19 protein-coding genes and 1 pseudogene are annotated in these 19,114 nt (G+C 60.5%); 12 read left to right on the top strand and 8 right to left on the bottom strand.

Annotated features, from left to right (window positions below; translation table 11 throughout):
- Positions 1-213 (top strand): annotated as a pseudogene (locus Q4481_RS18175) (carboxymuconolactone decarboxylase family protein); the annotation flags it as partial.
- A gap of 143 nt (positions 214-356) precedes the next feature.
- On the opposite strand, the gene Q4481_RS18180 reads toward Q4481_RS18175, so the two are convergent.
- Both Q4481_RS18180 and Q4481_RS18185 read right to left on the bottom strand, forming a co-directional pair.
- The gene (locus tag Q4481_RS18180; protein WP_304377824.1) at positions 357-851 is read right to left on the bottom strand and encodes an ester cyclase; all 495 of its coding nucleotides are present in this window, start codon (positions 849-851) and stop codon (positions 357-359) included.
- A 299-nt stretch (positions 852-1,150) separates the two neighbouring features.
- Positions 1,151-2,047 (bottom strand): LysR family transcriptional regulator, encoded by an 897-nt coding sequence (locus Q4481_RS18185; protein ID WP_304377825.1) that lies wholly within the window; start codon positions 2,045-2,047, stop codon positions 1,151-1,153.
- 122 nt (positions 2,048-2,169) lie between these two features.
- Between Q4481_RS18185 and Q4481_RS18190 the strand changes: the two genes are divergently transcribed.
- Both Q4481_RS18190 and Q4481_RS18195 read left to right on the top strand, forming a co-directional pair.
- Positions 2,170-2,598, top strand: a complete 429-nt coding sequence (locus tag Q4481_RS18190; RefSeq protein ID WP_304377826.1) for a DoxX family protein — start codon at positions 2,170-2,172, stop codon at positions 2,596-2,598.
- 73 nt (positions 2,599-2,671) lie between these two features.
- The gene (locus tag Q4481_RS18195) at positions 2,672-3,610 is read left to right on the top strand and encodes a VOC family protein (protein WP_304377827.1); all 939 of its coding nucleotides are present in this window, start codon (positions 2,672-2,674) and stop codon (positions 3,608-3,610) included.
- Positions 3,611-3,655: 45 nt separating this feature from the next.
- On the opposite strand, the gene Q4481_RS18200 is transcribed toward Q4481_RS18195, so the two are convergent.
- From Q4481_RS18200 to hpaD, 3 genes are all read right to left on the bottom strand, one after another.
- The gene (locus Q4481_RS18200) at positions 3,656-5,101 is read right to left on the bottom strand and encodes a 4-hydroxyphenylacetate 3-hydroxylase N-terminal domain-containing protein (RefSeq protein ID WP_304377828.1); all 1,446 of its coding nucleotides are present in this window, start codon (positions 5,099-5,101) and stop codon (positions 3,656-3,658) included.
- A 93-nt stretch (positions 5,102-5,194) separates the two neighbouring features.
- Complete coding sequence (locus tag Q4481_RS18205) at positions 5,195-6,148, bottom strand: helix-turn-helix domain-containing protein (RefSeq protein WP_304377829.1); 954 nt, start codon at positions 6,146-6,148, stop codon at positions 5,195-5,197.
- Positions 6,149-6,194: 46 nt separating this feature from the next.
- On the bottom strand, positions 6,195-7,058 hold the full coding sequence (gene hpaD, locus Q4481_RS18210) for a 3,4-dihydroxyphenylacetate 2,3-dioxygenase (RefSeq protein ID WP_304377830.1): 864 nt from the start codon (positions 7,056-7,058) through the stop codon (positions 6,195-6,197).
- A gap of 248 nt (positions 7,059-7,306) precedes the next feature.
- Here hpaD and Q4481_RS18215 point away from each other — a divergent pair, with 248 nt between their 5' ends.
- From Q4481_RS18215 to Q4481_RS18255, 9 genes are all read left to right on the top strand, one after another.
- Positions 7,307-8,281 carry a helix-turn-helix domain-containing protein gene (locus tag Q4481_RS18215; protein ID WP_304377831.1) on the top strand — a complete coding sequence of 325 codons (975 nt, stop codon included), beginning with the start codon at positions 7,307-7,309 and terminating at the stop codon, positions 8,279-8,281.
- A gap of 141 nt (positions 8,282-8,422) precedes the next feature.
- The gene (locus Q4481_RS18220; RefSeq protein ID WP_304377832.1) at positions 8,423-9,826 is read left to right on the top strand and encodes an aldehyde dehydrogenase family protein; all 1,404 of its coding nucleotides are present in this window, start codon (positions 8,423-8,425) and stop codon (positions 9,824-9,826) included.
- A 3-nt stretch (positions 9,827-9,829) separates the two neighbouring features.
- Positions 9,830-11,425: a GMC family oxidoreductase gene (locus Q4481_RS18225; RefSeq protein WP_304377833.1), complete on the top strand. Its 1,596-nt coding sequence runs from the start codon at positions 9,830-9,832 to the stop codon at positions 11,423-11,425.
- Positions 11,426-11,508: 83 nt separating this feature from the next.
- The gene (locus Q4481_RS18230; RefSeq protein ID WP_304377834.1) at positions 11,509-12,765 is read left to right on the top strand and encodes an ABC transporter substrate-binding protein; all 1,257 of its coding nucleotides are present in this window, start codon (positions 11,509-11,511) and stop codon (positions 12,763-12,765) included.
- A gap of 15 nt (positions 12,766-12,780) precedes the next feature.
- Positions 12,781-13,653 carry a branched-chain amino acid ABC transporter permease gene (locus tag Q4481_RS18235; RefSeq protein ID WP_304377835.1) on the top strand — a complete coding sequence of 291 codons (873 nt, stop codon included), beginning with the start codon at positions 12,781-12,783 and terminating at the stop codon, positions 13,651-13,653.
- On the top strand, positions 13,653-14,687 hold the full coding sequence (locus tag Q4481_RS18240) for a branched-chain amino acid ABC transporter permease (RefSeq protein ID WP_304377836.1): 1,035 nt from the start codon (positions 13,653-13,655) through the stop codon (positions 14,685-14,687). The genes Q4481_RS18235 and Q4481_RS18240 overlap by 1 nt, the downstream gene beginning before the upstream one ends.
- On the top strand, positions 14,684-15,400 hold the full coding sequence (locus tag Q4481_RS18245) for an ABC transporter ATP-binding protein (protein ID WP_304377837.1): 717 nt from the start codon (positions 14,684-14,686) through the stop codon (positions 15,398-15,400). The genes Q4481_RS18240 and Q4481_RS18245 overlap by 4 nt, the downstream gene beginning before the upstream one ends.
- Entirely contained in the window at positions 15,397-16,107 is a 711-nt protein-coding gene (locus tag Q4481_RS18250) for an ABC transporter ATP-binding protein (RefSeq protein WP_304377838.1), read from the top strand. The genes Q4481_RS18245 and Q4481_RS18250 overlap by 4 nt, the downstream gene beginning before the upstream one ends.
- Before the next feature lie 9 nt (positions 16,108-16,116).
- Positions 16,117-17,052, top strand: a complete 936-nt coding sequence (locus Q4481_RS18255) for a helix-turn-helix domain-containing protein (RefSeq protein WP_304377839.1) — start codon at positions 16,117-16,119, stop codon at positions 17,050-17,052.
- Here Q4481_RS18255 and Q4481_RS18260 read toward each other — a convergent pair whose 3' ends face one another.
- The 3 genes from Q4481_RS18260 to Q4481_RS18270 are packed head-to-tail and all read right to left on the bottom strand — an operon-like array spanning position 17,053 to position 19,037.
- Positions 17,053-17,442: a nuclear transport factor 2 family protein gene (locus Q4481_RS18260; RefSeq protein WP_304377840.1), complete on the bottom strand. Its 390-nt coding sequence runs from the start codon at positions 17,440-17,442 to the stop codon at positions 17,053-17,055.
- A 12-nt stretch (positions 17,443-17,454) separates the two neighbouring features.
- The gene (locus Q4481_RS18265; RefSeq protein WP_304377841.1) at positions 17,455-18,231 is read right to left on the bottom strand and encodes a MoaF C-terminal domain-containing protein; all 777 of its coding nucleotides are present in this window, start codon (positions 18,229-18,231) and stop codon (positions 17,455-17,457) included.
- 17 nt (positions 18,232-18,248) lie between these two features.
- Positions 18,249-19,037, bottom strand: coding sequence for an SDR family NAD(P)-dependent oxidoreductase (locus Q4481_RS18270; protein ID WP_304377842.1), 789 nt, complete (start codon positions 19,035-19,037; stop codon positions 18,249-18,251).
- Positions 19,038-19,114 lie beyond the last annotated feature (77 nt).

Consider the following 19,114-nt stretch of genomic DNA (forward strand, 5'->3'; position numbering starts at 1 on the left):
GCGCCAATCGCCGAAGCCGTTGACAGTCTCCTCGACCAGCGACGTCTGCCGCCCGCCCTCGAAGCCGAACTTGCCGCGATGATCGGGCGAGAGGCCGTGCTGGACCTGATTGCGACGGTGGGCTTCTATTCCGTGCTCGGTTACATGCTGATGAGCTACGATACGCCGATCGATGACGCTATTGCTGCCGAAATGGCGGCACGCCCGCTGTAGAGCGGAATACGACCTCGCCGGAGCACATCGACCTCTCCGCAGACAAGACCGGCGGTGACGCGAAAGATGCTTTATGAGCGGCGCTGGACGTGAAGGAAGGAGGCGTGCGTACCGCCCCCCACTCTGTTCCGGAGTGTTACCGATTATCTGTCGAAGGCACCCAGCTGGAAGAGGGCACCGGTCCAGTCCTCAAGGTGCCAGGTGGTCTGAACCAGGCCCTCATCGTTGAACTCGTGGATGTCGATAGTCATGATCGTGAAAGAACGCCCCTTGGACGGGAAGCCCATGAAGGGGGCGGCCTGCGTGGCAGAGTAAGTCGACCGGACGACGACCTTGTTGCCCTCCTGGATCGTGTCTTCGGCAATCAGCTTTGCGTCCGTGAAAACCTTCGCGAAGCCGGGCACTATTTTCTTGAAACCCTCACGACCAGGCTCAACGTCCGGGGTTGTGGGAACCCGAACCCAGTCCGGCGCGATAATCTGGTCGAGAATCGCAGGATCGTTCTTGCGGAACGTGTCGTAGAAAAGCTGGATTTTGGTCTTGTAGTCGGTTTCGGCGAAAGCCGATCCGGCAAATAGCGAAATCGCAGTCGTGACGGCGGCAAAGGTGAGTGTGGCGCGACGGGTAAGGTTAGACATTCTCAATCTCCTGATTGGCGTTATTGGGCCTGGGGGCGTCCGGGGTCTGTTGTCATCGGAGCGTATTCGCCGTGGCGATTTGTTCCGATGAGTTGACAGTATTGATTTCCTATCTGGAGATCATCTGCCAGTTATTTGAGACAGAATTTCACATCAGGAAATGACAGGATGGAAATCCGGTTCAGAATTACTGGCCTCCCCTAGCCCGCCGACACCGTCCGGGCCTGCCACGAAATCGAGAAAGGTTCGGGTTTTGCCCAGCGACCTATCAACAATGTCCCAGCGCGCGATGATAGCGATCAGGACATCTTTTCAGGAAAGCCGGCGGACACCAGAAAGTCCAGGAAGCTGCGCAACTTGGCCGGCATGAAACTACGATCCGGATAGACAGCGTGCAGAGGCGCTGCTGGTCGCACCTCATTTCCCAGTACATGCACCAGATGGCCGGCGGCCAGTTCGCCGTCGACCAGCCATTGCGGTAAAATCGTATAGCCCATGCCCTCGCACGCGCATTGCATCAGGAACGCCTCGTTACTGCTGATCAGCACGGGTTTGAATTGCACTTCAGCATGCCCTTCGCCAAAGGGAAGTCGCAGGTGACCGTCACGCGAGACCTGGGAATAGGCGAGGAACGGGCTGTTCTCCAATGCCTCGATGGTCTCTGGAGGTTCATGCTTTTCAAGAAATGCGGGGCTGGCGACCATCTTGAACTGAACCAGACCGAGCTTGCGCGCAATAAGCCCGGGCTCGAGCGACATGGCAACACGGATTGCAAGGTCGAAACCCTCTTCAACAAGGCCGATCTGGCGGGCGCTGAAATCGAGCTCCAGCACGACATCGGGATATTGCTCGCCGTATCGTGTGACCAATGATGCGAACGATACCGTTGCCATCCATACCGGGAGGCTGACCCGCAACCGGCCCGATGGCCGCACCCCTGTCTGCGATATCTGGGCTTCCGCCTCATCTAGACCTTCCAGCAGCGGCCGCATGCGCTGGAGATAGATGCTACCGGCTTCCGTAAGGCTGACACTTCTGCTGGTCCGGTTCAGCAGCCGTGCCTTCAACCGGGCCTCGATATGTTTGACATGTTTGGTTGCCATCGCAGGCGACATTTCCAGCCGTTCCGCGGCGCCGACAAAGCTCTTGAGTTCGGCAACGGCATCCAGCACGCGCAAGCTCAGCAACGTATCCATATCATTTCTCCTGAAGAAACCATACCTTTCATATCAAGCCAATGATGCTTTCTCAAGAAACGATTACAAAGACAGCAAGACCTCAGACAGTCCTCTTTAAATCACCACGAAGGGTACAGATTATGAACGCCGATTCCGCTGCAATCTCCAACAGCCCCTCCCGCGCCTGGTCCATCGGTCTCTGGGTCGCCCAGGTCGCTCTGGCCGCCGTTTACGGCATGGCAGGTTTCAACAAACTCACCATGAGCCCGGATCAGCTGATCCAGATGGGAATGGGCTTTGTTGCCGATGCACCGCTATGGCTGGTGCGCTTCATCGGTTTCGCCGAGGTCATGGGCACGATCGGCATCCTTCTGCCGGCCGCCACCCGTATCATGCCGCAACTCACACCATTGGCGGCACTTGGCCTTGCAGCCATTCAGTTGCTGGCTATCCCCGTTCACATCACCCGCGGCGAATATATGGTTCTGCCGGTCAATCTCATTCTGCTCGCCATCGCCGTTCTCGTCTTTTGGGGTCGCCGCAACAAGGCGCCGATCCCATCGCGCTGACACGATCACTGTGAAGACGCCACGTCCCGGGACGTCCGAAGCCTCGGGGCTCCATTCAACCAGGAGCATGACCATGACCACGCCCGCCATCAAGTTAGCGGAAGACTATCGTGCAGCTGGTACGCCCGAACGCCTTTCATGGGGCTCTATCGAGCTTCAGGTGACAAACCTCGACAGATCCGTCCAGTTCTGGACAGATGTCATGGGCCTCAGGGCGCGTGCAACGCGATCATCGGGCGCCATCGAACTCGGCACGCGCCTGCAAACGCTGATCGTCTTGCATCCAGGCGCCAGGCAGCCGGTTCTTTCCGGCCATACCGGCATGTATCACGTGGCGATCGGCATGCCGTCGCAACAGGAGTTTTCCCGCTACCTCGCTCGCCTGATGGCGCGTCGAATTCAGGCCTTCCCGGTCGACCATACAATGTCAAAGGCGATCTATCTCAGCGACCCGGATGGCCACGGTATCGAGATTGCCTATGAAACGCCCGAAAGGTTCCAGCGCTTTGTCGATCATCCATCCGGCATCGCTATGATTGACGCCGATGGCAGGCTGCGCTTGGGGCGCGATCCCCTCGATCTGCGGTTCGAACTGTCGCATGCGCCGCGAGCGGGGCTGGATGGGCCGATTTCCGATGGTGCTTTCATCGCCCATCTTCATTTGCATGTTCGGGCGCTCGAACCGGCCATCCGCTTCTATGAGCAACTCGGGTTTATACGCAATCTGAACCTGCCAAAGATCGGTATGGCCGATCTTGGCGCTGGCGGCGCCTACACCCATCGCATCGCCGTCAACGTATGGCAGGGACCGAATGCCAAAAAACCGCCAGCCGACGCTGCCCGACTTCTTGGTTACGAAGTTCGCGTCAGCAATGCCCGGATTTTGGCTGAGGCCGCGACAGCGCTTCGAGGCGAGTTGCATACCTCTCATATGGTGACAGGCGATCTGGACGGCGCATCCCTGACGCTCAGGCTCCTCGAACAGCCAACGATGGCGCTGGAAAGCCTCTGATCTAACGGCCGGCGCGGGGCAAGAAATGCCCCGCACCTATTGTCGTCAGCCCTGCTGCGCGAGATATTCGTCCAGCACCCCGAACCCGCCCTCTGCCAGCGTCTGCATATGCTCGCGGATGAAGTTGGTCGGCTGGCTGGCCAGGTAGAAATGCTCGTAGAGATCGACACGGGCACCCAGAGCCGAGCCGACAAAATCCCAGGCAAGCCGGAAGATCCGCGCCCGCTCCTCGGCATCCTTGCCATTCGCCGACGGCATGTATTTGTCGAGCAATGGCTGCATGGCCGGATTATTGAAAGCCTCGAGCGACGGCGTTGCAAGCAGGTTATGGGCGCCGATCGACTTTACCAGTTCGGACATGCGCGCCATCCATCCCGGCATTTGGGCACGCACGGCCCGAAGCGGACGATCATCGCAGAAGAAGGCGCCCGAACCCCAGTCGCGGGCATCGATCATGGCGGCGCGTGTGGCTGCGCGCGTCAATTGCGAATAGGACCAGAGTTCACCCAGCCGCATGGCAACATCCGGCTTCTTCTCGACATTCATGATCTTTGCCATCTTCGTGCAGAGGTCATAAGCGAATTCGAGCTTCACGGCAGCGCGTGTCGAGGTCTGCTGGAACACATTGGCAGCCCAGCCGGCAGCGCGCAGATTGTTATAGGCATCGAGATCGCAATCGATGAACATGCGCTCGTGCGGCACCAGCACATCATCGAAGATCACATAGGTATCCTGCTCGTCGAACCGGCTCGAGAACGACTGGTCGGCCTGCGATGCCGTGGTGCCGTAGTGATCGCGGCAGACCTGGATCACGCCCTTGGTCTTGACCGGAATGGAGAACATCAGCGCATGTTCGACAGGGCTTCCGGGCGGCAGCGGTCCGGCCGGATAGACGAAGATTTCATCCGCGAAGGGTCCGAGCGTGGCAAGGATCTTGGCGCCGCGAACGATGACGCCCTCGTCGGTGCGGCCCACGGCCTTGAGTGCGATGTCGCCATTGAGGCCCATCAGTTCGCCGATGCTCTTGTCGATGGCCGGCTGGATGATTGTGTGCGTCATCGACAGGTCCTTCTCCACCACCTCGCGATAGAAGGCATGGAGACGGTCATAGGAGGTCGTGTCGCCCTTGGCGGTGAAGATATCCTTGCGGGCCACGAAACCGGCGAGTGTCACATTGACATAGTCCGGCGTACGGCCGAGCATACCGCAGGAATAGCGGGCGAAACGCTCAAACGCGCGATGGCGCTTTTCAAGATCCTCGGCATTGCGCGGCACGATGAGGCTGGCATTCATCGGCTCGCCGGTCACCGGATCGGGCACCAGGCAATCATCCGCATATGTGTGCTGCCAGTCGAAATAGCCGGCCATGCCCCTGACGGAGCCCGAAAGAACAGGATGGGTTGTGACATCCTTCACGCGTTCGTTGCCGAGCCAGATTTCGCGATCGTCCTTCAGTCCTTCGATGAATTGTTTTCCTGTCCGTGCTGCCATGATCTCTCCTCCTGCGTGGCAAGGCGGGCTATGCCGCTTGTTTCTAGAGCTTGCTCTGTCGGCCGGGCCGCAACAATGGATACAATCCGGCTTCTACTGGACATTTTCAGGCGGGGTCGCCAGACGGGTCCGCTGACGGCATTGCGACGGCGTCTCACCGGTCAAGCGTTTGAAGAACCTGAAAAAATAGTTCACGTCTTCAAACCCGAGGATGCCGGCAATCTCCTTCATCGAACTGTCGGAGAAGGAAAGGTAGCGGCGCGCTTCCTGCACCAGCCGGTCGTTCAGAATGCTTTTGGGCGATCGGGCCGCATTGTGCAGGCAGAGTTCGTAGAGCCGGGACTGGGTGATGTTCAGCTGATCGGCATAGTGCGCGATCGCCCAATGGTCCGCATGATGTTGCTCGAGGAGATCGAGAAACCGCCTGTAGAGCGATATCTGGCGGTTGCCGGATACGGCTTCGAGCGGACTTTCCGTCCTGAGGTCGATGACTTTGGTGACGACGAAGGCCACGAGCAGGCGCGCGGTCGCAGAGGCTCCATCGGAACCGAGCTCGCTGCGTAACAGATCGAGGCTGGCAGCAATCGATCGTGCTGCCCCTTGCCCTCGCGGACCGGCAAAGCCGGCGCAGAAGGGCAGAAGCCTTTCCCGTTGCAGCGGCAGATCATGCTGGCGGGCCATCGCCCAGAGCAGATCCTGACGGATCGTCAGCACATGGCCGACAGCATCGCCACAGAGGGTGAAGGCATGCGGCACACCGGGAGGGGTGAGAAAGATCGCCGGCCCGGCGCCCGTGTACCGGCTTTCATCCAGGGTGAAATCATATTGCCCGGCTTCGATGAAATGGATTTGCAGGCAATCGATATGCCTGTGCGGTGCCGGGCTGCGCCCCATCAGTTCCGCAAGACGGTTGATTGATTCATACTGGATCTCGGCGGCGGCATCCGCTCCACCGCAGAGGCCCATGACATCGATATCCGGGATGGGATGGCTGGCCCGGACCGTGCCGGTTCGGGCAGGCATCCAGGCAGGATTTGCACGCGACATGACACGCTCCTCCACGCGACCGATCGTTGCGATGGTCAGCCCGCCACTATTGCGGCAGGCTGAAGAGAACGTTGGTCTGGCCGGTCCCGGAGGAGGGGAAATATTCGGTGATGACCTCGCCGCGGCCCTTGTACTTGTCCCAGCCAAGAGCACCGAACAGCATCACCGTGTCATGCATGTCGCCTTCGCCATCGCAATATTCGGCATAGTCGGGCAGCATCTTGAGGAATGTGTCGAAATCACCCTTCTGCCAGAGTTCGAGCACCCTGAGATCGACCTGACGGTTGAATTCGGACGAAATCGTCATCGTGCCATTGTTCTGGGCATAGATATCGTTCGGCCAGATCTTGTGCGACAGCGAGCCCGAGGCGATCAGTGCCACGTTGGAATCGCTCGCCTCGATGGCTTCCATGATCGCTTCTCCGAGCTTGCGGGAGGCTTCATGGCTGTGCACCGTACACATGGCGCCCACCGACACAACCTTCATCTTCTTTTCGAGATCGCGCATCATGAAACGCATCGGCACGATGGTGCCATATTCGAGATCGAGACTGTCGATCTGGTGCGAGAGGGTCGACACGCCCTTCGCATTGGCCTTTTCGGCGATCAGATCGCCAAGTGCCGGATTGCCTTCGAACTCGTAATCGAGATCCCGAATGAACTGCGGGAACTCATGGCTGGTGAAGGTGCCCTTGAAATGCTTGTTGGCATTGATGTGATAGCCGGCATTGACCAGCCAGTGCGTATCGAGAACGATGGCCGTATCGGCGCCCGCCGCAATGGCGCGACGGCCGATTTCGGCGTGACCCTCGATCGCGGCTTTGCGCAATCCCTTCAGTGATCCTTCCATTTCCGAGAGCAGCATCGTCGGAACATGCGTGACCTTTGCGGCCAGAACCAGTTTACCCATGGCTTCCTCCTCCATTTAGTTAACATGTTATCTATCACGATCTGGCGCCGATGAGTTGATCTGGATCAATCGCTGGCCTGCCTTATTCCGGAAGCAGGCGAAACCCTATGCAAACCGGTCTCTGGCAGTCGGAGGATTTCGCTACCGCAGATGGCTTGACCGGTTTGGGCGTTTGCCAGATACTGAATATGTTAAGTTCCTTGGCGTGGAGGCGCCAAAGGCGGGCTTTGTTCTGTTGGGAGGCGGAAATGGAGCTATTGAACAGTCGCAGTCTGATGCCATCGGACTGGAACGCAATTTCTTATGATCAATGGGCTGATGACCTGCAATCCATCTGCGGCAGCTTCAACCCGCGCCTGACGGAGCGGGGCAAGTCCGTGCGGGGTGCCGCCCGCGGCATTGATGTCTGCGGCATGCAGTTCGCCCATGTCTCGAACGATCTCGACCGCGTTCATCGCGACTGGGACGATATTCGCCGCGACGCCAATGAACATCTCTTCCTCATCGTGCAGCTCGAAGGGTCCTGCGGCGTCGATCACATCGGCCAACGCAACACGCTCGATGTCGGTGATTGCATTCTGGTCGATTCCACCAAGCCGACCACCTTTCATTTCGGCGGCGTTTTCAGCAACCACCTGTCGATGCATCTGCCGCGGCAGATCATGTTCTCGGAAACGCGGACTGCATTCGACATATCCCGCAAGCTCCAGGGTTTCGATCCGATGGCGATCATGCTCCGTGCGCTGATTGCCAAGATCCTCTCGACACCCGAGAGCGACACGAACTCGGCCCAGCTAAAGGACCTCATCTTCAGCGCCACGCGTCAGGCCTTCGTGTCCGATGCCCAGACGCTGACAAGCTCGATCAACGACAGCACCAGCCGACGCCTGCAGATGGTCGATATCCTGATCGACCGTCACCTGACGGACACCAACCTCTCCGCCAAATGGCTGGCCACGCGCATCGGCGTTTCGATCCGCACCCTGCAGCAGGATTTCCAGGGACTGGGCGTTACCTGCACGACCATCATCCGTGACAAGCGGCTCAAGCTTGCCAAGGAAAAGATCGAACAGATCAAGGACCAACGCGGCAACAAGACGATTGCCGACGTGGCCTATTCCGCCGGCTTCAACGACATTTCCTATTTCAACCGCAGCTTCAAGGAACTGTTCAACTGCGCGCCGACGGACTGCCTCAAGCAAGGCTCCGATAAGCAGAACTGATCGCGCAATCTTGTGCGCTGCACCTGCGTTTTTCTCCAAGTCGCGGCGCGCAATCCTCCAAGACAGCAAATAGGCCGCGGTTCATAGTTCCCCCGTAAGATCAGCGCCGCCTCCCAAGCGGCGCCCGGGAGGAAGAGACCAATGACCTATAATCTGATGATCGGCGGCGAAAGCGTGCCGACGGAGAACCACGCGCCCATTCGCAACCCGGCAAACTGCGATATCGTCGGTATGATGCCACTTGCGACCCCTGAGCAGCTCGACCAGGCCGTTGCAGCTGCCGCGGAAGCCTTCAAGAGCTGGAGCCAGACGCCGGACGAGGACCGCGCAGCCGCCTGCCGTGCCATCGCCGATGCCATTGCAAGCCACGCCGAGGAGCTGGCCCATCTTCTGACGCTCGAACAGGGCAAGCCGATGAACGGTCTCGGTTCGCGTTTCGAGATCGGCGGCGCCATGGCCTGGACGCGCTATACCGCCGAACTTCAGCTGCCGGTCGAAATTCTTCAGGACGACAATGAGGGCCGCGTCGAATTGCACCGCAAGCCGATCGGCGTCGTCGGCTCCATCACGCCCTGGAACTGGCCGGTGATGATCGCCTGCTGGCATATCATTCCGGCAATCCGCGCCGGCAATACGGTGGTGATCAAGCCGTCACCGATGACGCCTTTGTCGACCATTCGGCTAGTCGAAATCATCAATACCGTGCTGCCAGCCGGTGTCGTCAACGTGGTCACCGGCGACAACGCGATCGGTTCCCGGCTCTCGGCCCATCCCGGCATTGCGAAAATGACCTTCACCGGCTCGACCGAGACCGGCAAGAAGATCATGGCCTCCGCCGTCGAAACCCTGAAGCGTCTGACACTGGAACTCGGCGGCAATGATGCCGGCATCGTGCTCCCCGATGTCGATCCCAAGGGGATCGCCGAGGGTCTTTTCTGGGGCGCCTTCATCAATAACGGCCAGACCTGCGCTGCGCTCAAACGCCTCTATGTCCATGACAGCATCTACGATCAGGTCTGCGAGGCGCTGGCAGCCTATGCGGCCAATGTTCCGGTCGGCGATGGCATGGACGAGAAGAGCATTCTGGGCCCGGTCCAGAACGAGATGCAGTTCAACAAGGTGCGCGAACTGGTGGAAGACGCCCGCGCCAACGGTGGCCGCATCCTGACCGGCGGCGAACCGATGGATCGGCCCGGTCATTTCTATCCGATCACGCTGGTGGCCGATGTGACCGACGGCATGCGGCTTGTCGATGAGGAGCAGTTCGGACCGGCCCTGCCGATCATCCGTTACTCCGACATCGATGAGGTGATCGAGCGTGCCAACCGCAATCCGGCCGGTCTCGGCGGGTCGGTCTGGTCGTCGGACCCGGACAAGGCGCGCCACTATGCGCTCAAGCTCGAATGCGGCTCCGTCTGGATCAACAAGCACGGCGCCATCCAGCCGAACGCGCCCTTCGGCGGCGTCAAGAATTCCGGCATCGGCGTGGAGTTCGGCGCCGAAGGCCTCAAGGAATTCACCACCATCCAGACCGTGCTGAGCTGAACCATGGACAATTTCGACTACATTATCATCGGTGGCGGTTCATCCGGTTGCGTGCTGGCCAACCGCCTCTCCGAAAATCCGGCGCACAAGGTGCTGCTGATCGAATCCGGTCGCGCCGACAAGGATCCGTTCATCCATATTCCGGCCACCTTCTTCAAGGTGCTGGAAAAGGGCATCGACATCCATCCCTACATGTCGGAACCCGAAAAGGGTCTCAATGGCCGCCCGTCGATCGTACCGCAGGGCAATGTGCTCGGCGGCGGCAGCTCTCTCAATGCGATGATCTATATCCGCGGCCATCGCAACGATTACGATACCTGGTCGCAGATGGGGTGCAAGGGCTGGTCCTACGAGGATGTTCTGCCCGCCTTCCGTTCGCTGGAAAACAACCAGCGGATCAGCGACCAGTTCCACGGCAAGGCCGGAACGCTTTCTGTCTCCGATCCCCGCCATCGCCATCCGCTCAACGAAGCCTTCGTCAAGGCTGCGACCGAAATCGGCATTCCCTACAATGCCGATTTCAATGGTGCCGTCCAGGAAGGCGTCGGCTTCTACCAGAGCACGACGCGCAATGGCCGCCGCTGGTCGTCAGCACAGGCCTTCCTGCGTGATGCGGAAAAGCGGCCCAACCTGAAGATCATGACCGAAACGAAGGTCGGCCGCATTCTCTTCACCGACAAGCGGGCGACCGGGGTCGAACTGCTCGACGGTCGCAGGATCGGCGCGACACGCGAGATCGTGCTCGCGGCCGGAGCGATCGCGACGCCGAAAATCCTGCAGCTCTCGGGGATCGGCGACGCTGAGCACCTCTCGTCACTCGGCATCGAGGTGGTCGCGGACCTTCCCGGCGTCGGCGCCAATTTCCAGGACCATCTCGAAGTCCCGGTACAAGGCGAGACGCGCGATCCGATTTCCATTCTGGGGGAAGACAAGGGCATTCGCGCAGCCATGCATATGCTGCGTTATCTCTTGACCCATCGTGGCCTACTGAGTTCGAACGTGGTGGAAAGCGGTGGTTTCGTGGACTCCGCCGGTACCGGACAGCCCGATATCCAGTTCCACGTGCTGCCAGTGCTTGTCGGCTTTGCCGATCGCGAACCCGAGCCCGGCCATGGTCTTTCGATCGGCCCCTGTTTCCTGCGACCCCGCTCCCGTGGGACCGTGAAGCTCAAGTCCGCCGATCCGCGCGAAGGCGCGCTCTTCAACGCCAATTCGCTCTCCGATCCGCAGGATCTCGAAACGCTGGTCCGCGGCGTCGAGATTGCGATCCGGATTCTCGAAGCGCCGTCGCTGGCGCGGATCCTCAAGCGGCGGGTGCTGCCCAAACCCGGCATCGAGAAGGATCCCGACGCGCTCAGGAACTATATCCGCCAGACGGCGAAGACCGTGTTCCATCCGTCCGGCACCGCCAAGATGGGCCGTCCCGACGACCGGATGGCGGTGGTGGGTTCCGACCTCAAGGTGCATGGCGTCGAAGGTCTGCGCGTCAGCGATGCCTCGATCATGCCGACGCTCGTATCGGGCAATACCAATGCGCCAGCGATGATGATTGCAGCCCGTGCGGCATCCTTCATCACCGGCAAGACAATTTCGGCCTGACGATCAGGACTGGAAAGACCGGACCATGGAGGTGGCCGGTCGCCCCGCCGCAAGGTGGGTTTAGCTTAACTGGAGGAGAAGTTATGAAACGCACTGCCTATCTGCTCGCCGCATCGGCGGGCTTCATTCTGGCCAGTGGCGCAAGCGCCATGGCGGCCCCAAGCTGCGGTCTCAACAATGGCAAGAAGGCCGAAGGCGAACCGATCCTGGTCGGCGCCGTCGTCGGCCGCACCGGTCCGGACGATTTCTCGTCTTCGTCCAAGGCCGCGCAGGCCTTCTTCAACTGCGTCAACGAAAATGGCGGCATCAATGGCCGGCCGGTCAAATACATGGTCGAGGACGACCAGTGGAACCCGGAAGTGGCCGGCCAGGTAGCCGCCAAGCTGGTCAAGGACAACAAGGTCGTCGCACTCGTTGCCAGCGCCTCCTTCGTTGAAATGGGCGTCAACGCCAAGCTCTATGCCGACGAGAATGTCATGTCGATGGCATCGGGCTGCGCCGTCGCCGAATGCTTCGAATCCAAGAACATCGTTTCGACCAACGAAGGCCCGCTGCCGTCGAGCGTCGGTGCCGCGCAATGGGCTGTAGCCAATCTCGGCTCGAAGAATGTCGTCTGCATCGGCCTGACGATCCCGACCGTCGGCCAGTATTCCTGCGGCTGGACCGAGAAATACATGCAGTCCAAGAGCCTCAACGGTTCGAGCGTGCTGATCGATCCGGGCACGGCCGATATGAACTCTGCCTATCTGGAAGCAGTCGCTTCCGGTGCTGACACCGTTCTCGTCAACCTGCCCGCCGGCATGGCTGCCGCCTTCCTGCAGGTGGTGATGGAGTCGGGCACCCAGGATGATTTCAAGTGGATCTCGTCCACGCCGCTTTACGACAAGGACGTTCCGGGCCTGCTCGGGGATGCCTGGTCGGGCAAGATGTATGTCAATGCAGAGCTGACCCCGATCGACGGCACCGGTCCAGACGCCACCAACTGGCGCGAGATCATGGACAAGTATGGCGATGTCAGCGATCCGCGCGACACGTTCAGCCAGGCTGGTTATCTCTCGGCCCGCTTCTTCGTCGATGCGATGATGAAGCTCGACCCGGCCAAGATCGACCGCGCGACCGTCACTGAGGCTATCCGGGCGATCAAGAACGAGAAGTCCGATCTTCTCTGCGGTCCCTATTATGTCGGTCCCGGCGATCGCCACATGCCGAACCACGCCAACGTGATGATGCAGATGATCGATGGTGGCTTCAAGCAGGTCGGCGAATGCACGGACGTGGACAGCGCCTATCTCGATCCGATCCGCGCTCAGGAAAAAGAGCTCGGAATCTCCAGCAACTGATGAACGGATGATACGATGGGTGCCTACGGCCTCTTCCTCGTATCCGGTCTTGCCGTGGGCGCGCTTTACGCCCTCGGCGGGGTCGGGCTGGTGCTGCTCAACCGCGCAACGGGCGTTTTGAATTTTGCCTATGGCGCGATTGGCGGTCTCGGCGCCATGGCGGCATGGCAGATTCTGCAATGGGGCTATCCGGAGCCGATCGCCTGGGCCGTCTGCTTGGCAATCGCCTTTCTGCTTTCGGCTGGTTATGGCGCGGCGATTGCGCCGAAGCTTGCCCATCGCGAGCCGGTCGTCAAGGCGGTGGCCACCCTCGGGTTCGGCATCGCCATCCTCGGTGCAATGAACCTGCTCTGGGTGGTCAATCCCCGCAAGCTCACCCTGGCACTCGATGGCATCGCCATCAACGTGCTGGGCCTGAGAATGACCGGCACCCGGTTGCTCGCCCTGATCGCGGGCTTCGCCATCACTGCCGGCATGAGCCTCTTTCTTGTCAAGACACGGCTTGGCCTGATGATGCGGGTGCTGGCCGACGATCGCCAGCAGGCAGCTGTGCTCGGAACGCCCATCCGCAAGGTGGAAACCATCGCCTGGGGCTTTTCCGGGGTAATGGCGGGGATCACGGGCATGCTGTTCGGCGATCTCGTGCGGCTCGATCCGGCCGTTCTGACCTTTATCGTCATTCCGATCATCGCCACCACCGTCGTCGGGCGGCTGACCTCGATCCGCACCACCTTCCTCGCCGGGCTGGCGATCGGTGTGATCGAGAGCTTCCTGACCCTTTACAAACCGCTTGCGCCCTTCCGCGTCGCATCGCCCTTCATCGTGGCGATCCTCGCCCTTCTGTGGCTGCAGCGCGGCCGCAAGCTGACATTCGCCGGAGCCGACTGATGCAAGTTCAGGTTCAAACATCCGAAGCTGCGGTGAGCCATCGCAGCGAAGGCGGCCGATCCCGCCTTCTTTCCGAGCTTGGCGCGCCCTTGGCCCTCCTGATCGTCGCCATGGTGCTGCCGGCCTTTGCGGCCGCACTCTGGCTCAAGGTCATGACGTCGGTCGTCATCTATACCTTGACCGCCGCCAGCATCGGCCTGCTTTACCGCAAGCTCGGCCAGGTTTCGCTGGCGCAGGTAGCATTCATGGGCTGCGGCGGCTGGGTCGCTCTCAGGCTCGCCTATGGCACCAGCATGCCCTTCGAAATCAACATCTTGCTGGGCGGGCTGTTTGCGGCCCTTGTCGGAATGATCTTCGCCTATCCGGCTTTGAAGATGCGCGGTCTCTATCTCGCGCTGGTGACGCTGATGGCAGCGGGCGGTTTCGGCATTCTCATCAATGTGCTGCAGTTTCCGAACGGCGGACCGGGCCTATTGGGTTTTGCCGTCAAGTCGGTTTCCTACATGCCCCGCCCCTGGCTGGCCCAGACCGATGCGGCCTATCTGCGCTATTGTGCCATCGTCGTCGCCCTCGGCTTCGGCCTCATCCATCTGCATGAACGGACGAAACCCGGCCGGGCCTGGTCGCTGATCCGTCGCAGCGAGGCGGTTGCCATGTCGGTCGGCATCAATGTCACCGGCTACAAGATCTGGGGTTTCGGCCTGTCGGGCTTCCTGGCCGGCGTTGCCGGCGGTCTGCTGGCCGGCAATCTCCAGCTTCTCGATGCCCGGTCCTTCCCGCCGGCGGAATCAGTGATGATTTTCGCGCTCACGATCGTTGGCGGCGCATGGCACTGGTATGGCGCCGTCATCGCCGCCCTGCTCTATCGCTTCATGCCGGCGCTCCTGAACGATATCGGCGTCAATGGTGACGCTGCCTATATCATTTTCGGCGCAGCCCTTATTCACGCGCTGATGACCGCGCCGCAGGGCATTGCCGGGCAGATTGCAGGCCTTGCAAACCGACTGACAGGACGCAAGGAGGATCGCCCATGATCTCGATCAGCGACATCACCGTTGCCTTCGGCGGCGTGCGGGCGCTCAACAAAGTGAGCGTCGATCTCTCCGATCCCGTGGTCGGCATCATCGGCCCGAACGGCGCCGGCAAGACCACGTTCCTCAATGTGCTTTCCGGCTTCATCACACCACTGTCCGGCTCGATCCGGGCCTTCGGCAGCGAAATTCTGCCGATGCCGCCGCACCGGCGCAGCCGCTGGGGCATCCGGCGCTCGTTCCAGAAGGAGCAGGTGGTGGACGAACTGACGATCGAGGACAATGTCGGCGTCGTGCTCGACAGCCTCGGTCTCGGATCTGCCGAACGCGAACGGCATCTTGCAGCCGCCCTCGAATTCTGCGGCCTGTCGGCGCTGCGCAAGACGCGGGCCGGTGGCCTCAATGCCTTCGAGCGCCGCATGACCGAGATTGCCCGCTGTGCCGCCGGCAAGCCGAAGATCCTGATGCTCGATGAGCCCGGCGCAGGCCTCAGCCAGATCGAGATGGACAGGCTGCGCCAGGTCATTCTCGACATCCATTCTTTCAATGGCGCCATGACGCTCCTGATCGACCATGATGTCGACCTCATCCAGGCTGTGTGCAGTTCCACCATGGTGCTCGATTTCGGTTCGCTGGTCGTTGCCGGTCCCACGCGCGACGTGCTTAGCGATCCGCGCGTGCGCGCTGTCTATCTCGGCGTCGAGGAGGTCGCATGAGCCGCATTACCATTCACAATCTCAATGTCCGGCGCGGCCACAAGCGGGCCGTCGACGATTTCTCGCTCACTCTGGAAACGGGGCGCATCACAGCCCTTCTCGGCCCGAACGGGGCCGGCAAGAGCAGCCTTGTTCTGGCGCTCGCCGGCGTCCTGCCGATCGAGAGCGGTTCGGTAGAAATCGATGGCAAGGCGCTGGCTGGAAAGGCCCCGGAAGTGATCCGGGCCGCAGGCCTTGCCGCCGTTCCCGAAGGACACCGGGTGCTTTCGGGCCTCAGCGTGCTCGACAACCTGCTGGCGGCGGGCTTCGGCCACAGCCGGGTCGAAGCGGACAGGGCGGTTGCCGATGTCTTCGCGATCTTCCCCGAACTTGCCGAACGCAAGGCCCAGCTTGCCGGCTCGATGTCGGGCGGACAACAGCAGATGCTGGCGCTCGGTCAGGCCCTGGTGGCACGGCCGAAATTCATCCTGGCCGACGAAATGTCGCTTGGCCTGTCGCCTCTCATCGTCAAGCGTCTGATGGGCGTCATCGTCAAGCTCGCCGAACAGGGAACCGGCATTCTGCTGATCGAGCAGTTCACCCATATCGCGCTCAAGGTTGCGAGCGAGGCGAGCGTGATGTCGCGCGGTCGCCTGACATTCTCCGGCGCTCCGGCCACCTTGCTCGAGGAGCCGGAGATCCTGCACCGCGCCTATCTGGCACAATAGGAGATGACCATGGCAGGGGCATGTTCGGTGGCTAGCGGGCCAGATTTTCCGGCACTGGCCCGCCAACTGTTCGGAAATGTCCGGCTTTCCTTCGCCGGCGAACCCAACCAGAGCAAACGTCTTGCATCTGCCGCGCTGGGTTCGGTGCGGGTCTCGGATCTGCGGGCGGGTCCCCACACGGTACAGGGCGAACATGTGGTGAAGGCGACGCACGATCCGGATTGTCTCAAGCTGCTGTTCCAATCAGACGGGTCGTCGACAATTGAGCAGGGTGGACGGCAGGTGGAGTTCGGGCGCGCAAGGCCGGTGCTCTACGATCCGACGCGCGCCTATACGCTCGTCAATCAAACGCGGGTGCATCTGTTGATGTTGCAGGTGCCAAGAGAGGCTTTTTCGCGATCGGCCATCCAGTCGCTATCGTCGCCGGTTCTAATTCCGCGCGCTTTCTCGGGCCTATGCCGGGTGGTGCGTTCGATGATCGACAGCGGATTGTCGGAGGTCGATCACCTGGATGATGCCAGCCGGACCGGCATGGGCGACGGCTTGATTGGACTGATCCGCCCGCTGATCGAAGGCGGTCTCGCGCGATCGGAAATGACCGGCGCCCATTCGCTCAATCTCCTGCTGTATCGCGCCAGGATGTTCATCGATGACAACCTTGATCAGCCTGACCTCACTGTCGAACAGATCGCGATCCGCATGGGTTGCTCGCAAAGCTATCTCTTCCGCGCTTTTCAGACCGAAGGCCTGTCGCCGGCACAGTATATCTGGGATCGGAGACTGGAACGTGCGCGGGCGGTACTGACATCGCCAGTTGCGCGGCACCGGTCTGTCACCGATATCGCCTTCGCGGCGGGCTTCACGTCGGGCGCGCATTTCTCGAGAGCCTTCCGTAGCCGGTTCGGCATGACGCCGCGCGACTTCCGCCGCGCGGCGCTTGGCTGATCAGCCCATAGCCTCAGCCACTTTCAGGGTATCGGTGAACTGTTCGAAGCGGCGGATCTTCCCTCCGGATCCGCCCCAGACATGGACGACACGCACATTCATCGCCTTGCCGGTGCCCTTGTGGACTGCCGTGTAGTTGCCGATGCCGATTGCGTCATCACCGGCATCCAGAAGCCGTTCGAGCGTGAACGTATAATTGTCGAACAGCGACCCGAGCCGCACGAACACCCCTTCGACAACAGCATCGGCACCGACATATGTGCCGGCACAGGGGAAGCCGTCCATCTCGGTCCAGCGGACATCGGGCGCGAGGTCGGCCAGCATTCCGGCCAGATCACGCCGGTCGTTGGCAGCATAATGGTCGCGAACCATTTCATAGGTCGAACGCATGGGAATAGCCTTTCAGACGGGTTCCTGACCCGGAAGATAATAGGACATCGACACTTTGCGGATATGGGCACCAGCGGGGCTGTTCTGGATGGCACCGTCGCCGGTGATGCCCAGGAATTTTCCGGTCGAACGCATATCCTTGAAATTGTAGAAGAATGTCGAGGCCACCGCGATCTTGAACTCGCGGAAGGTGAAGATGTACAGATCCTCGTCGAACTTGTAGGTGGTGGTGAGATCCACATCGCCATGGCCACGCTGCACACCCACGAGGCACTGCCAGCAATAACGCTGCGATGACAGATAGGTGTGTTCGTAGACATGGTTCGGACTATAGGTGAAGTGGGCACGCAGTCCGATCAGGTCTCGGGTTTCCTGTGGTCTGAACCCCGTTGCCTCCCCTACTGTGCCAGCGCGGAAAATCTGCGCGACCTGCGGTTCGCCGATCGAATCCTCCTTGCTGCGAACAAGCGAGTAGATCGAGAGCACGCGGCGCGTGGCAACATTCAGGATCAGCGTTTCGGATTCTTTCGGACGCGACTTGAAGACGATCTCGATGAAATAGGTATCCGGCGCCACCAGAATGACTTCGGCCGGATCGATGTCTGCTTCATCGCCATCCGACCATTCTACCGACCCGGCCATCAGCCGGAGCGAGAGCCAGCGGCCATCCTCGAAATCGATGACATGGCTCGTCCCGGCAAGCGCGTCGGTCGCGGGCAGGCGGTTGGTATCGATGCCGTAGGCGAACTGATCGTATGTCTTCCAATCCTTGGGGTTTTGCTGTTCCATATCCTTCTCCCTCTGGTTCAGTTTGCAAAAGCCAATGTCGGCAGATCGACGGTACTGGCGCCGCCGTCGACGGTCAGAATGGCGCCGTTGATCATCGCCGCTTCGGCTGAAGCCAGGAAGCAGACCGCATGCGAAACCTCCTCCGGGGTCGCAGGGCGGCCAAGCGGCACGTCCTTCGTGACCAGCGCGTAGGCTTCCTCAATGGAATTGAGTCCATGTTTTTCGACCAGAACCTGCATCTGTTCGTCGGCCATGGCGGTGGTCACCCATCCGGGGCAAACAGAGTTGGTGCGCACACCCTGGCGGCCATAATCGCGCGCCAGAGACTTGGCCAGACCGATGCAGGCATGTTTCATCGTCACATAGCCAGCCGCATCCGGGCCGGCAAAAAGTCCGGCAATCGATGCCAGCACCACGATGTTGCCCCTGCTGGTGATCAGATGCGGCAGACATTCGCGGGCACTGACAAAGGCAGTGTTGAGATTGAGACGAACGGCCTGTTCCCATGTATCATCAGACATGGAAATGGTTGGACCGACCCCGTGGCCGCCGGCATTTGCCACCAGAATGTCAATGGATCCGAACTTTTCGACCACCGCCGTTACCGCAGCCTTCATCGACGCGGTATCGGCCGCATCTGCCGGCAGGACGGTGGCACCTGTCTCTGCTGCTACCGCTTGTAACGGCTCGAGCCGCCGTCCCACGAGCACAACATTGCCTCCATCGAGATGGATCTGTCGTGCGACGGCCGCGCCGATTCCGGTACCGCCGCCGGTGATAATCGCAGTCTTGCCTGAAAACCTCATGAGAACCTCCCTTTCGGGAGAAATCTATGAAGAGAAGATCAGGGTGTCTTGATCCGGAATGAACATGATTTGACCCG

This window comes from Fluviirhizobium alvei (genome assembly GCF_030551875.1).
Lineage (GTDB): Bacteria > Pseudomonadota > Alphaproteobacteria > Rhizobiales > Rhizobiaceae > Rhizobium_E > Rhizobium_E alvei.

Excerpts from the sequence above, each read along its gene's own strand:
- Q4481_RS18215 (WP_304377831.1), top strand. The coding sequence starts at position 7,307 with ATGGAGCTATTGAACAGTCGCAGTCTGATGCCATCGGACTGGAACGCA.
- Q4481_RS18255 (WP_304377839.1), top strand. The coding sequence starts at position 16,117 with ATGGCAGGGGCATGTTCGGTGGCTAGCGGGCCAGATTTTCCGGCACTG.
- hpaD (WP_304377830.1), bottom strand. The coding sequence starts at position 7,058 with ATGGGTAAACTGGTTCTGGCCGCAAAGGTCACGCATGTTCCGACGATG.
- Q4481_RS18225 (WP_304377833.1), top strand. The coding sequence starts at position 9,830 with ATGGACAATTTCGACTACATTATCATCGGTGGCGGTTCATCCGGTTGC.
- Q4481_RS18195 (WP_304377827.1), top strand. The coding sequence starts at position 2,672 with ATGACCACGCCCGCCATCAAGTTAGCGGAAGACTATCGTGCAGCTGGT.
- Q4481_RS18180 (WP_304377824.1), bottom strand. The coding sequence starts at position 851 with ATGTCTAACCTTACCCGTCGCGCCACACTCACCTTTGCCGCCGTCACG.
- Q4481_RS18185 (WP_304377825.1), bottom strand. The coding sequence starts at position 2,047 with ATGGATACGTTGCTGAGCTTGCGCGTGCTGGATGCCGTTGCCGAACTC.
- Q4481_RS18260 (WP_304377840.1), bottom strand. The coding sequence starts at position 17,442 with ATGCGTTCGACCTATGAAATGGTTCGCGACCATTATGCTGCCAACGAC.
- Q4481_RS18230 (WP_304377834.1), top strand. The coding sequence starts at position 11,509 with ATGAAACGCACTGCCTATCTGCTCGCCGCATCGGCGGGCTTCATTCTG.
- Q4481_RS18220 (WP_304377832.1), top strand. The coding sequence starts at position 8,423 with ATGACCTATAATCTGATGATCGGCGGCGAAAGCGTGCCGACGGAGAAC.
- Q4481_RS18265 (WP_304377841.1), bottom strand. The coding sequence starts at position 18,231 with ATGGAACAGCAAAACCCCAAGGATTGGAAGACATACGATCAGTTCGCC.
- Q4481_RS18200 (WP_304377828.1), bottom strand. The coding sequence starts at position 5,101 with ATGGCAGCACGGACAGGAAAACAATTCATCGAAGGACTGAAGGACGAT.
- Q4481_RS18240 (WP_304377836.1), top strand. The coding sequence starts at position 13,653 with ATGCAAGTTCAGGTTCAAACATCCGAAGCTGCGGTGAGCCATCGCAGC.
- Q4481_RS18190 (WP_304377826.1), top strand. The coding sequence starts at position 2,170 with ATGAACGCCGATTCCGCTGCAATCTCCAACAGCCCCTCCCGCGCCTGG.
- Q4481_RS18245 (WP_304377837.1), top strand. The coding sequence starts at position 14,684 with ATGATCTCGATCAGCGACATCACCGTTGCCTTCGGCGGCGTGCGGGCG.
- Q4481_RS18205 (WP_304377829.1), bottom strand. The coding sequence starts at position 6,148 with ATGTCGCGTGCAAATCCTGCCTGGATGCCTGCCCGAACCGGCACGGTC.
- Q4481_RS18270 (WP_304377842.1), bottom strand. The coding sequence starts at position 19,037 with ATGAGGTTTTCAGGCAAGACTGCGATTATCACCGGCGGCGGTACCGGA.
- Q4481_RS18250 (WP_304377838.1), top strand. The coding sequence starts at position 15,397 with ATGAGCCGCATTACCATTCACAATCTCAATGTCCGGCGCGGCCACAAG.
- Q4481_RS18235 (WP_304377835.1), top strand. The coding sequence starts at position 12,781 with ATGGGTGCCTACGGCCTCTTCCTCGTATCCGGTCTTGCCGTGGGCGCG.